General features: G+C 66.2%; 13 protein-coding genes. 9 read left to right on the forward strand and 4 right to left on the reverse strand.

Going from position 1 to position 11,933, the window contains the following annotated elements:
* Window positions 1-126: 126 nt before the first annotated feature.
* The 8 genes from U1700_RS08430 to U1700_RS08465 all read left to right on the forward strand — a co-directional run bounded on the left by U1700_RS08430 (window position 127) and on the right by U1700_RS08465 (window position 5,758).
* A complete protein-coding gene (locus U1700_RS08430) occupies window positions 127-846 on the forward strand; it encodes a response regulator transcription factor (RefSeq protein ID WP_332751879.1) in 720 nt (239 codons plus the stop codon).
* On the forward strand, window positions 818-2,392 hold the full coding sequence (locus U1700_RS08435; protein ID WP_332751881.1) for a HAMP domain-containing sensor histidine kinase: 1,575 nt from the start codon (window positions 818-820) through the stop codon (window positions 2,390-2,392). Before U1700_RS08430 ends, U1700_RS08435 begins: the two co-directional genes overlap by 29 nt.
* Window positions 2,393-2,420: 28 nt before the next feature.
* Window positions 2,421-2,858 carry an HPr kinase/phosphorylase gene (locus U1700_RS08440; RefSeq protein ID WP_332751883.1) on the forward strand — a complete coding sequence of 146 codons (438 nt, stop codon included), beginning with the start codon at window positions 2,421-2,423 and terminating at the stop codon, window positions 2,856-2,858.
* Between the two features lie 2 nt (window positions 2,859-2,860).
* On the forward strand, window positions 2,861-3,814 hold the full coding sequence (rapZ, locus tag U1700_RS08445; protein ID WP_332751885.1) for an RNase adapter RapZ: 954 nt from the start codon (window positions 2,861-2,863) through the stop codon (window positions 3,812-3,814).
* Between the two features lie 4 nt (window positions 3,815-3,818).
* On the forward strand, window positions 3,819-4,226 hold the full coding sequence (locus tag U1700_RS08450) for a PTS sugar transporter subunit IIA (RefSeq protein ID WP_332751886.1): 408 nt from the start codon (window positions 3,819-3,821) through the stop codon (window positions 4,224-4,226).
* Entirely contained in the window at window positions 4,226-4,492 is a 267-nt protein-coding gene (locus U1700_RS08455; protein ID WP_332751887.1) for an HPr family phosphocarrier protein, read from the forward strand. The genes U1700_RS08450 and U1700_RS08455 overlap by 1 nt, the downstream gene beginning before the upstream one ends.
* Window positions 4,493-4,583: 91 nt before the next feature.
* A complete protein-coding gene (locus tag U1700_RS08460) occupies window positions 4,584-5,381 on the forward strand; it encodes a TrmH family RNA methyltransferase (RefSeq protein ID WP_332751889.1) in 798 nt (265 codons plus the stop codon).
* Between the two features lie 23 nt (window positions 5,382-5,404).
* Window positions 5,405-5,758, forward strand: a complete 354-nt coding sequence (locus U1700_RS08465; RefSeq protein WP_332751890.1) for a COG3650 family protein — start codon at window positions 5,405-5,407, stop codon at window positions 5,756-5,758.
* On the opposite strand, the gene U1700_RS08470 is transcribed toward U1700_RS08465, so the two are convergent.
* Window positions 5,755-7,152 (reverse strand): DNA recombination protein RmuC, encoded by a 1,398-nt coding sequence (locus U1700_RS08470; RefSeq protein ID WP_443025909.1) that lies wholly within the window; start codon window positions 7,150-7,152, stop codon window positions 5,755-5,757. The genes U1700_RS08465 and U1700_RS08470 overlap by 4 nt on opposite strands.
* Before the next feature lie 163 nt (window positions 7,153-7,315).
* On the opposite strand from U1700_RS08470, the gene U1700_RS08475 reads away from it, so the two are divergent.
* Window positions 7,316-7,699 carry a four-helix bundle copper-binding protein gene (locus U1700_RS08475; RefSeq protein WP_332751893.1) on the forward strand — a complete coding sequence of 128 codons (384 nt, stop codon included), beginning with the start codon at window positions 7,316-7,318 and terminating at the stop codon, window positions 7,697-7,699.
* Here U1700_RS08475 and U1700_RS08480 read toward each other — a convergent pair.
* The 3 genes from U1700_RS08480 to U1700_RS08490 form a co-directional block, all read right to left on the reverse strand.
* A complete protein-coding gene (locus U1700_RS08480) occupies window positions 7,696-10,065 on the reverse strand; it encodes a putative bifunctional diguanylate cyclase/phosphodiesterase (protein ID WP_332751895.1) in 2,370 nt (789 codons plus the stop codon). The two genes, U1700_RS08475 and U1700_RS08480, sit on opposite strands and share 4 nt — an antisense overlap.
* 121 nt (window positions 10,066-10,186) lie before the next feature.
* Window positions 10,187-11,077, reverse strand: coding sequence for a branched-chain amino acid aminotransferase (locus U1700_RS08485; protein ID WP_332751896.1), 891 nt, complete (start codon window positions 11,075-11,077; stop codon window positions 10,187-10,189).
* 48 nt (window positions 11,078-11,125) lie between these two features.
* Window positions 11,126-11,932: a pyrroline-5-carboxylate reductase family protein gene (locus tag U1700_RS08490; RefSeq protein ID WP_332751897.1), complete on the reverse strand. Its 807-nt coding sequence runs from the start codon at window positions 11,930-11,932 to the stop codon at window positions 11,126-11,128.
* Window position 11,933 lies beyond the last annotated feature (1 nt).

Consider the following 11,933-nt stretch of genomic DNA (forward strand, 5'->3'; position numbering starts at 1 on the left):
CGCTGGAGCCTATAGTCAGCGCTTCGCCCGAGTCAAAGTGACGAACGGTCACGATTGGCGCCGCGCTTGCCGGGCGGTCGGGGGAGCAGTATCGCCGGGTTGCCCCATCGCGGGGCCGGAGCTGCCATGTCCCCCGTGATCGCGCTCGTCGACGACGACCGCAACATTTTGACCTCGGTGTCGATCGCGCTCCAGGCCGAAGGATTCGTCACGCGGGTCTATACCGATGGCGCTGCGGCGCTGAAGGCGTTCGGCGAATCCGAGCCTGACCTCGGCGTCTTCGACATCAAGATGCCGCAGATGGATGGAATGGAGCTGCTCCGCCGATTGCGCGAGAAGGGCGGCACGCTGGGCGCCATGCCGGTGATCTTCCTGACTTCGAAGGACGACGAGCTAGACGAGGCGCTGGGGCTAGCGATGGGCGCCGACGATTATATCGCCAAGCCCTTCTCGCAGCGGCTGCTGATCGCCCGGATCCGCGCAATCCTTCGCCGCCAGGAATTTGCGAGGGGCGCGATCGCCGATGACGGCGATGCCCCCGAGCCCGAGCGGATCGAGCGCGGCCGGCTGGCGATGGATCCGGCGCGGCACAAGGTCACGTGGGATGCGCAGCCGGTGACGCTGACGGTGACCGAATTCATCATTCTGGAAGCGCTTGCCCAGCGGCCCGGGGTGGTCAAATCGCGCAACCAGCTGCTCGACATCGCCTATGCCGATGACACCTATGTCGATGATCGCACGATCGACAGCCATATCAAGCGCGTGCGGCGCAAGTTCCGCACCGTCGACCCCGCCTTTGATTCAATCGAGACCCTGTATGGCGTCGGTTACCGATTCGAGGGGTGAGTGCGACGAGACGCGCCTGCCGTTCCGCGGCCGGCACACGCTCGCCACGCGGCTCCTCGCGACCAATTTGCTGACACTCGCGCTGGTCGCGTCGGGGATCTTCACCCTCGACCAGTTTCGCGACCTGCTGCTGCGCGAGCGCGCCGACCGGGTCGAAGCTCAAGCGACCTTTGCCGCCGAAGCGCTGATCGACGACTCGCCGGTCGAAAAGATCAAGACGATGGCGCGGATCGGCCATGTGACCGGCAACCGGCTGAGGCTCTATGCCCCCGATGGCCACCTGCAGATCGATAGCTGGACGACGACCGGCCCAACCTATGTACTTCGCGATCCCAAGTCGCAGCCATGGACCAAGGACGTGGCGCGATTGCTCGATCGGGGTTTCAACGCGCTTACCCGCGATGGCTATCAGCCGCCCTATGTCGAACCCGCATCCGATATTCGCGACAATTGGCCTGAGGCGAGCGCGGCTTTTGCCCACATGCCGTCGCAGCCACTGGTTCGCGAAGCGCCCGACCTGACCCCGGTGCTGTCGAGCGCGGCCGTCCTGCCCGACGGATCGGTCGTGACGGTGATGGGCAATGATCGCGCCTTTACCCGGCTGATCCGCGCCGAGCGCAGTTCGCTGGGGATCGTGATGGCGCTGGCGACCTTGCTGTCGATCGGCCTGTCGTTGTTCCTGGCGCGGACCATCGTCAGCCCGCTGCGCCAGATCGCCCGCGCGGCGCACCGCGTCAGGCTGGGCCGCTCTCGCGAAGTAAGGGTCCCCCGCCTGCCCGCCCGGCGCGACGAGATTGGCATGCTGGCGCGAGCGGTCAGCGACATGAGCCAGTCGCTGCGCACCCGGATCGACAATATTGAGGCGTTCGCCGCCGACGTCACCCATGAGCTGAAAAACCCGCTCGCTTCGCTGCGCAGCGCGGTCGACAGTCTCGACCGGGTCGACGATCCGAGGCTTCGTTCGCAATTGCTCGACGTGGTGCGGGACGACGTGCTGCGCCTTGACCGGCTGATCGGCGATATTTCCGAAGCCGCCAGGACCGACGCCGAACTGGCCCGGGCGCGGTTCGAGCGGGTCGACCTGGGCCCGCTGATCGAGCAGCTGATCGCAGCGTGGGAAGAGCGGCGATCGACCGGCGACGTCCGCATTGCCTTCGCTCGCCCGCGCCGCGACAGCAGCGTGGTCATGGGCGACCCGACCCGACTGGCCCGCGCAATCGACAATCTTGTCGACAATGCGATCAGCTTCTCGCCTCCTGGCGGGCTGGTCGAAGTGGTCGCGGCGCGAGTCGGGAATGACGTGCGCATCAGGATCGACGACGAAGGCCCCGGCGTACCGCCCGAGCAGCGCGAAGCGATTTTTAACCGCTTTCATTCAGTAAGGCCTGAGGCGGAGCAATTTGGCCGCCATAGTGGACTTGGCCTTGCGATCGCGCGTGCGATCGTCGAAGGCCATGACGGGGAGATTGATGTGGCTGATCGGGACGACGCGCCATCGGGTGCACGCTTTACCATTCGCCTGCCAGCAGCGGACCGGGTCCTTTGAACGCGCTCCGTCAAGCGGAGCGCTCGCTGTGAGCATCCGCCTCTCCTCCGAGACGCTCCACGCCAGCTGCGTCGCGCTCGACGGCCGTGCGGTGCTGATCACCGGCATCTCGGGATCGGGCAAGTCCGATCTTTCGCTGCGACTGCTCGATCGCGGGTTCGTGCTGGTCGCCGACGACCAGACCATCGTGCGAAAGCAGGGGGAACGGCTGATCGCCACCGCTCCGACCACAATCGCCGGCAAGCTGGAGATTCGCGGAGTCGGGATCGTCGACATGGAGACTGTTGCCGACGTGCCCGTCGCGCTGCTGGTCGAGCTGACCAGCAGTATCCAGCGAATGCCCGACGACTTGCGGTCGCGGCCCGTGCTCGGCGTTTCGCTGCCGCTGATCAGCGTCGATGCGCTGACCGCGTCGGCAGCGTCGAAAGTGTCGCTGGCGCTCGATCGGCTCGGGCTCAAGGTCTGAGCGTGGCGACGCGCGGCCCATCCTCCGCGCGTGTCCCCCACCTGTCGCGCCTGCTGCTAGTCACCGGCATGTCGGGAGCGGGCAAGTCGAGCGTCCTCGACGCGCTGGAGGACATGGGCTGGGACTGTGTCGACAACCTCCCCGCCACTTTGCTCCAGGCGTTCGTCACGGGTGAGCGCGACGCCCGCCAGACGATGCCGATCGCGGTCGGCATGGATGTCCGAAGCCGCGGCTTCGACGTCGCAACGCTGTCGGGCCTGCTCAAGAGCATCGACGGCGTTTTGCCGGAAATCCTCTACCTCGACTGTGGCGGAACCGAGCTCATCCGCCGCTATGGCGAGACCCGCCGCCGCCACCCGCTCGCTCCCGATCGCCCGGCCGAGGACGGCATTGCCCGCGAACGCGAGATGACCGCGCCATTGCGACTCGCCGCCGACGCGGTGATCGACACCACCGACCTGAAGCCCGCCGATCTGCGCGACGAGCTTCGCCGGCGATACGGTAGTGACCGCGACGAGCCGGTGCTGACGATCGCATCGTTCGGCTTTGCCCGCGGCGTGTCGCGCACCGCCGACCTGGTGTTCGACATGCGCTTCATCGACAATCCCCACTGGGTGGAGGCGCTGCGCCCGCTGACCGGGATGGACCAGTCTGTTCAGGACTATGTCAGCGCCGACCCTGCATGGGGGGCGACGATGGATCGACTGGAAGCCCTTCTCGCCGACCTCATTCCCCGCTATTGGGCCGCCGGCAAATCCTATCTGACAGTCGCGTTCGGCTGTACTGGGGGACGCCATCGTTCGGTCGCGGCGGCGGTCGAGATGACGGAGCGGTTGCGGGCGCGCGGCTTTTCGCCGATGGTCCGACACCGAGACCTCGCCACGCCGCCGAGCGACACGATCGAGGAGCCCGGGCCGTCACGCGGACCGGCAATTAGTAAAGTAGCAGGCGGGTGAGGGAATGATTGGTTTGGTGCTGGTGACCCACGGCCGTCTGGCGGCCGAGTTCATCACGGCAATGGAACATGTCGTCGGCCCGCAAGAGGCGATCGCCGGCATTTGCATCGATGCCGACGACGATATGGAAGCACGCCGCAGCGATATCGCCGCCGCGATCACCAAGGTCGACAGCGGCAATGGTGTCATCATCCTGACCGACCTGTTCGGGGGGACGCCGTCCAACCTGGCGATCAGCCTGATGAAAAACGACCAGATCGAGGTCATCGCCGGGGTCAATCTGCCGATGCTGATCCGGCTTGAGGGTGCCCGCAAGGCGATGGGGGTCCGGGCTGCGGTCGCCGCCGCGCGCGAGGCGGGGCGCAAATATATTTCGGTGGCGAGCGAAATTCTCGGCGAGGCCGCAGCCTGATGCCGTCGCGAACCGTCGCCATGGCCAACCGTCGCGGGCTCCACGCCCGTGCATCGGCCAAATTCGTCACGCTGGCGAGCGAACTGACCGCCACCACCGAGGTCGAGAAGGACGGCAACAAGGTTGTCGGCACCTCGATCATGGGGCTGATGATGCTGGGCGCCGCGATAGGCGACGAGATCCTCATCACGACCGAGGGCCCCGGCGCCGACGAGGCACTGGAGCGATTGGTGGCGCTGGTCGAGGGCCGCTTTGGCGAGGATTGAGAGCTTCGGTCGTCATTGCGAGGAGCGTAGCGACGAAGCAACCCAGCGGGCGAGATGTGGGTTGCTTCGCTTCGCTCGCAATGACGCCTGAATGCCCCGCACCATCACCTCCTTCGGCAATGACACGGTCAAGCTGATCCGATCGCTTCGTGACCGCAAGGCGCGGCGCGAAACGGGGCTGTTCCTGGCCGAGGGACTGCGAATCCTGACCGAGGCGCGCGACAGCGGGCTGCTACCCGAAATCATCGCCTTTGCACCGGCCGGGGCGGCGCATCCGCTGGCCGCCGAGATCATCGCCGCGACCGAGGCGGCAGGCGGCGACGCGATCGAGACGACGCCCGACATTCTCGCCAAGATGAGCGGCAAGGACAACCCCGGGCTGATCCTTGGCGCCTACCGCCAGCCCGCGACCGACCTTGCCGCGATCGACCGCAGTGCCGCCCCGCTGTGGATCGTGGCGCAGGCGCTGCGCGATCCCGGCAATCTGGGCACGATCCTGCGCACCGGCGATGCGACCGGGGCGGGCGGATTGATCCTGATCGACGATTGCGCCGATCCTTACTCGGTCGAGGCAGTGCGAGCGTCGATGGGCGCAGTGTTCACGCAAGCGGTGGGGACCGCGACGTGGGACGAGTTTGTCGCGTGGTTGCGCGCCGGGCCCGGGCAGCTGGTGGGGACGAGCTTGCGCACCGACAGCGACTATCTCGACGCGACCTATGAGGCTCCCTGTTTCCTATTGATCGGCAATGAAAGCCGGGGCTTGCCCGCCGACTATGAGAATGAGTGCGATCTGCGGGTCAAGATGCCGATGCTGGGGCGGGCCGACAGCCTGAACGCCGCCGTCGCCGCTGCGGTCATCGCCTTTCAGGTCAGGGCAAGCTGGCGCTGACCAAGCTGCAGGCAAGGAGCATGATGTTAGCCAGATTTGCAACGATCCTGATCGCGAACACGGCGCTTGCCGGCTGCGCGACCGTGCCCCCTGCGGCCGACCGCTCCGCCTATCACGCGCTGGGCACCGAGCCGGGATGGAGCCTGACGATCGGGGCGCGCACGATGCTCTTTTCCGGTCCCTATGGCGTAGGCCCGGTCAGCGAGGCGACGCCGCGCGTGATCCACGGCTTTGCCGGCGAGATTTACCAAGGCAAGCGGATCCGCGTGAACATCGTCCACGGCAAGTGCAGCGACGGGATGAGCGACCGCGTCTATCCCGACAGCGTGCAGCTGGGGGTCGACGGAAAATCCTATCGCGGTTGCGGGGGGATCTAGGCCGCGGCGTCGTCTTCGTTGGCGACGGGGGGCAGCGCGGGGCGTTCGTCGCTGTAGCGGGCGAGGGCCTCGACCGGGGTCACGAGCTCGATGTCGCGCCCGGCGGTGTCGATGTTCAGGTCGCGAAACTTGCGCGCGCTGACCAGTGACCGACTCTCAAATGACGAGACGAAGCTGTTGTAATTATTGACCGCGCTGGTCAGGCCGACCCCGACCTTGCGGAGATCGCCGGCAGCTTTTGCAAGGCGTTCGTAAAGCTCCTTGCCGAGTTCGCCGATGGCGCGGGCTTCCTTGGCGAGCTTTTCCTGCCGCCACACCGCCGCCACGGTGCGGGCGATGGCGATGAGGTTGGTCGGGGTCGCGAGGAGGACGCGCTTGTCGAACGCATAGTCCCACAGCGTGGCATCCTGTTCGAGCGCGGCGGACAGGAAATGCTCGCCGGGAATGAACATCACGACATAGTCGGGGGCGTCGGCGAATTGCGCCCAATAGGCTTTGTTGCCGAGCGCATTGACGTGGGCCTTGATCGCGGTGGCGTGGCTCGCGAGGTGGAGCGCGCGATCGGCCTCATCGATCGCGCCGAACGCGTCCTGATAGGCGTTGAGGCTGACCTTGGCGTCGATGACAAGGCTTTGCCCGCCGGGGATGCGGACGACGACGTCGGGGCGGAGGCGCGCGCCGTCTTCCTGCGCGACGCTGACTTCGGTGGCGAAATCGGCATGTTCGCTGAGGCCGCAGCTTTCGAGCACGTTGCGCAATTGCTGCTCGCCCCAGCGGCCGCGCGCCTTTGGGGCATTGCGAAGCGCGTTGACCAGCTTGGCGGCCTCGGCCGAGACGCGCTCGGTGCCCGACTTCATCGCCTCGATATGGCCCGAGAGCAGCCCGAAGGCATCCTTGCGCTCGCTTTCGACCTTGGTGACGGTCTCCTCATATTTCTGCAACCGGTCGTGAACTGGTTTGAGTAAGGCCTTGAGTTCATTGCCAGAAGTTGCTTCGGATTGCTTGAAGCGCTGATCGGCACGTTCGAGAAATTGTTTCTGGGCATGATCGAGCAGCTTGCCCCCGACCTCGGCAAACTGGGCGCCCAATGCCTCGCGCGCGACGACGAGTTCGGCAAGCTGGCGTTCGAACCCGCGGGTGCGCTCGTCTTGCGCGGCGACGGCGGCGGCGTGGCGCGAGGCGAGATCGCCATGTTCGCGGCTCAGTGCGTCAAAGCGGGTCGAATGATGGTCCCGCTCCTCGCGAACGCCATCGAGCTGGATGCGGAGGGACTCGGCAATCCCCTGCCCCGCCGCGATCCCGCGCGAACCAAGCAGCCACCCGACTAGCGCGCCGACGGCGACCGCGACGAGGATCAGGATGGTCACCAGGGTTGCGCTCAACTTGCCCTCCATTACGCGGAACGAACGGAGAACTTACGCGGGATTAAGTGTCGGCTCAAGGGGGGTAGCGAGTGAATTTGGTGACAAGCAGGGGGATTGCCCTTCCCTCCCCTTTCGTGTTCGTGGCGAGGCAACGCTCAGCCCCGGCGATCGTTCGGGAACAACAGGAGAAACCATGTCCATTCGCAAGATGATTTCGCTCCATCCGACCGCCAAGGACAATGTGACGCTGGCCGATGCCGCGCATCATTTGATGTATTGCGCCAAGATGGCGGCGTCGTGCGCGGACGCCTGCATGGCCGAGCAGATGGACATGACGCAGTGCATCCGCATGTGCCTCGACTGCTCGGACGTGTGCGAGGCGACCGGGCGGCTGGCGGTGCGGCGGACGGGCAATGACCAGCCGATGCTGCGCGAACTGCTCGAGCTGTGTGCCCGCATGTGCGAGGCGTGCGCGGTTGAATGTGAGAAGCATGGCCATGACCATTGCAAGCTGTGCGCGCAGATTTGTCGTGAGTGCGCCGAAGATTGCCGGAATGCCGCAGTCAGTCTCGCCTAGGCTCTCTTAACCCCCAGCGACGGGGCGCTCTCGATCTCGCTCGAGGGGACGGGGCGGCCGAAGTAGAAGCCTTGAAGCTGGCCGCAGCCGAGCTGGTGCATGACCTCGGCCTGAGCCCTGGTTTCGACGCCTTCCGCAGTAGTTTCCACGCCGAGGCCGCGGGCCAGAGCGAGGATGGCAGTGACGATGGCGCGGGCGTCCTGGTCGCCGTCGGCGGCGTCGCGGACGAACTGCTGGTCGATCTTGATCTTGGCGAACTTGGCGCGGCTCAAATAGCCGAAGCTTGAATAGCCCTTGCCGAAATCGTCGAGGACGAGGCGGACGCCGAGCGAGCGGAGGCGGGCAAGCGAACTCAGCGTGGCGGGGTCGTCGCCGATGAACACGCTTTCGGTGACTTCAAGCTCGAGGAGGTTGGGGTGGAGGCCGCTTGAAGCAAGTGCGCCGATGACGGTCTGGGCAAGCCCGGCGCCGCCGAGTTGCGCCGCCGAGACATTGACCGCGACGCGCATCGGTTCGGCCCAGCCAGCCGCCTCGCGGCAGGCTTCGCGGATGACCCAGCCGCCGATCTGGTGGATCAGTCCGGCGTCCTCGATGATCGGGATAAACACGTCGGGCGCGATCGAGCCGCGGGTCGGGTGACGCCAGCGCAGCAGCGCCTCGCGGCCGACGATAGTGCCCGTCCCGGCCTGGACGATCGGCTGATAGGCAAGGGTGAAATTGCCGCCTTCGAGCGCCGAGCGGACGTCGTTTTCGAGCAGGCGATGATCCTCCGCTTCCTCGAACATATGGCGTTCGAAGAAGGCAAAGCCCCCGCGCCCGGCCTGCTTGGCGCGATAGAGGGCAAGGTCGGCCGAGCGCATCAGTGCCTCGGTCCGGGCGCCGTCGCCGGGGCCGCAGGCGATGCCGATGGTCGCGCCGATGTGGACGTTGGCGACGCCCAGCATGTAGCCGCGCGAGACCGCATCGATGATCGACTGGGCGAAATCGCCGAGCCGGTCGCGGCTGCCCCCGTCGCGCCAGATGACGGCAAATTCGTCGCCGCCTAGGCGCCCGACCTTGCCGCTGTCGCCGACCGCCTCCTCAAGCCGGCGTGCAACTTCTATCAGCAGCTGGTCGCCGACGGCATGGCCGAGCGTGTCGTTGACCAGCTTAAAGCGGTCGAGATCCACCAGCAAAAGTGAACAGTCGCCCTGCCCCTGCCACTGGCGAAGCAGCGCCTCCTCGATCATTTCGCGGACGAGCAGGCGGTTGGCGAGGCCGGTCATCGGATCGCGCCGCGCTCCGCGCGTGCTGTCGTCTCCGCGCAGGCGCGTGTCCGTGATGTCCGAGCCGACTCCGCGCCAGCCCACGACATTACCCTTGTCGTCGATCATCCGCTTGGCTGACAGCGACCACCAGCGGGTGCCGCCCATGGTTGGGATCGCCATGTCGCGAAAATCCCGGCCCTCGCGGAAATGATCCATTACCGACTGCATGCCCGACGAGACTTCGGCGATCTTGCGGGTTGGATCGAGCAATGTGAACACGCTCACTCCGAGCAAGCGGTCGAGGGGATAGCCGATGACGTCTGCCATCGCGGTCGACATGTAGCGCAGCTTCAGGGCGGGATCGAGTTCCCACAGCCAGTCGCTGCCGCTCGCCTCGAACTCGCGCAGAAGGCGGACCAGCTGGCCCTGCTCCTCAAGTTCGAGCCGGGCGCGTAAATGGCTGACGAACTGGCGCGCGCTCCACAGCGAGGAAAAGCACAGGGTGCCGGCGAAAACGATGACCAGCAACGAGATCAAAGGCTCGTGCATCTGGGCAGTGGCGCCGAGCGTGGCCAGCGCGAGAACGCCGATGTAGGTAAAGGCGGCAGGGGGAATGCTGGCCATGGTGACACTGCCACCGCTCATCATGCCGGTGATGAGCACCGCCATCAGCAGCCGTTGGGGCTCGTTACCGTGGGGATACCACAGCATCAGCGGGACCGCCCAGAACAGCGCGAGGAGACCGACTCCGGACATGACCGTGCGGACGCTGGTGGGGTGGCGCAGGCTGTAGCCAGGGTCGCTGACGAGACGTCGCGCGCGCAGCCAGCGGGCTGCGCACAATATCGTCATGCCCGAATACCAACCGATAAGGTGAAGGTGCGGGACAAGGTCCCAGAAGGCGATCACGACCAGCGCGGCATTGAACAGATTGACCAGTACGGTGAACGGCACCAGCCGGATCAGCGCGTAGAGCTGGGCCAGGCGGATGGTTACGGTTGCGCTGTCGTTGGGGGGCGAGAAGTGACAGATATCGCGCAGCGAGACCGCTGCCAGCCGGTCCGCGACAAGGCGGGCCGGAAACAGTGGTTCGTCCTGCCCTATCGTCAATCGATCCACTGAACCGCCCGAGCCGCTTAGATGAGGATGCACCCTAGCCCCGGCGCATTGCCAAAGGATGAAAGAAGTGATTGCCGCAGGTTAAAGTCGGTGGATTCCCAGCGCTTGGGGCGGACATGCTTCAGCGGTTGATGGCGCGCCCGTTGACGAGGTTGTCATAGTCGCTCGCCAGCTGGCGCGAGAGGTCGCCGACTTCGAAATTCCATGGGCCGGCCGAGCCGACATGGGTGACTTCGGCGGCCGATCCGGTGAGGAACATCTGCTGGAATGTCTCGAGTTCCTCGGGCCAGATAGTGCGTTGGACGACGTCGATGCCACGCTTCTGGGCAAGGTCAATGACCGTGCGGCGAGTGATGCCATCGAGGAAGCAGTCGGGGGTCGGGGTATGGATAACCCCGTCGCGGATGAAGAAGGCGTTGGCGCCGGTCGCTTCGGCGACTTGCCCACGCCAGTCGAACATCAGCGCGTCGTTGTAGCCGCGGTCCTCGGCGCGATGCTTCGACATGGTCGCGATCATGTAGAGCCCGCTGGCCTTTGACGCGGTCGGCGCGGTGTAGGGCGCAGGACGGCGCCATTCGGCGATGTCGAGGCGGATGCCGCGCGCGGCAAGGTCAGGATCGAAATATTTGCCCCACACCCAGGCGGCGACGGCGAGGTGCGGCTTCGTCTTTTGCGCCGAGACCCCCATCTGCTCGGACCCGCGCCACGCAATCGGGCGGACATAGGCGTCGGTCAGGCCATTGGCGGCGAGAGTCTCGTTGCAGGCAGCGTCGATCTCGGCGACGCTCCATGGCAGGTCGTAGCCGAGGATTGCGGCGCTGTTGCGGAGGCGGGCGCTATGCTCGGACAACTTGAAGATGGTGCCATCGTAGGCGCGCTGGCCTTCGAACACCGCCGAGGCGTAATGCATGGCGTGGGTCAGGATGTGGACGTTGGCCTCGCGCCACGGCACGAGCTTGCCGTCGAACCAGATAAATCCGTCGCGATCGTCGAAAGTGCGCTCGTCAACCATGTCTGCCCCTTTTGCTGCGGCTGCGATTAGGCGAGGAGGCGCGCGGGATCAACCGCGCCTGGCAGCGGCGGCAAGTATGTGGCCGCGGGCGATCGCGGCGGCGAGCATGCGGGCGAGGAGCGGTGCGAGGCCATCGGGAGCGTCGAGCACGGCGAGGCCGGCCTCGGTCGTGCCGTTGGGGCTGGCGACGCGGCGGGCGAGTTCGGTCATGTCGATCGGGTCGGCGGCGATCATCGCGGCAGTGCCGAGCAGGGTTTCGGTGGCGATCAGGCGGGCGAGGTCGGCGTCGAGGCCAATCCCCTCCCCGCCCGCGGCCAGCGCGGCGACGAAGCGCGCGACATAGGCCGGGCCCGATCCGGCGACCGCGCCAATGGCGGAGAAATGGTCTTCAGTGGCGACGCGCGGGGCGACGCCGAGGAGCGTCATGAGGGCTTCGACCTCGGCTAACGCTTTGTCGCCGTCGGCCGAATAGAGCGCAGTCACGCCGCGGCGCTGGGCGACGGGCAGGTTGGGCATGGCGCGGACGATGGCGCGGGCGGTGGGGAAGCGCTGGCGCAGGGTAGCGGCCTCGACCCCGGCGAGGAGCGACACGACCAGCGTGGAGTCGGTGATGCGCGGGGCAAGACTTGGGGCGACCTCGTCAAGTTTCTGGGGCTTGAAGCCGAGCATGACGAACGCCGGCGGCGGGCCGTCGGGGAGCATGGCAACGGTGCGGACGCCCTCGACCGGGGTGGCGCTGGGACGGATCGCGGTTACGGACGACAGGTCGACCCCGGCCTTGTGCCAGCCCGCGACCATGGCGCCGGCCATATTGCCGCAGCCAACGAGCCAAGTGGGGTCAGGAAATGACGTCATG

It is taken from the genome of Sphingomonas sp. RB1R13, from assembly GCF_036663775.1.
Lineage (GTDB): Bacteria > Pseudomonadota > Alphaproteobacteria > Sphingomonadales > Sphingomonadaceae > Sphingomicrobium.

What these genes read in the sequence shown, in the direction of transcription:
- U1700_RS08430 (WP_332751879.1), top strand. Translation starts at nt 127, where the DNA reads ATGTCCCCCGTGATCGCGCTCGTCGACGACGACCGCAACATTTTGACC.
- U1700_RS08435 (WP_332751881.1), top strand. Translation starts at nt 818, where the DNA reads ATGGCGTCGGTTACCGATTCGAGGGGTGAGTGCGACGAGACGCGCCTG.
- U1700_RS08450 (WP_332751886.1), top strand. Translation starts at nt 3,819, where the DNA reads ATGATTGGTTTGGTGCTGGTGACCCACGGCCGTCTGGCGGCCGAGTTC.
- U1700_RS08455 (WP_332751887.1), top strand. Translation starts at nt 4,226, where the DNA reads ATGCCGTCGCGAACCGTCGCCATGGCCAACCGTCGCGGGCTCCACGCC.
- U1700_RS08460 (WP_332751889.1), top strand. Translation starts at nt 4,584, where the DNA reads ATGCCCCGCACCATCACCTCCTTCGGCAATGACACGGTCAAGCTGATC.
- U1700_RS08465 (WP_332751890.1), top strand. Translation starts at nt 5,405, where the DNA reads ATGTTAGCCAGATTTGCAACGATCCTGATCGCGAACACGGCGCTTGCC.
- U1700_RS08470 (WP_443025909.1), bottom strand. Translation starts at nt 7,152, where the DNA reads ATGGAGGGCAAGTTGAGCGCAACCCTGGTGACCATCCTGATCCTCGTC.
- U1700_RS08475 (WP_332751893.1), top strand. Translation starts at nt 7,316, where the DNA reads ATGTCCATTCGCAAGATGATTTCGCTCCATCCGACCGCCAAGGACAAT.
- U1700_RS08485 (WP_332751896.1), bottom strand. Translation starts at nt 11,077, where the DNA reads ATGGTTGACGAGCGCACTTTCGACGATCGCGACGGATTTATCTGGTTC.
- U1700_RS08490 (WP_332751897.1), bottom strand. Translation starts at nt 11,932, where the DNA reads ATGACGTCATTTCCTGACCCCACTTGGCTCGTTGGCTGCGGCAATATG.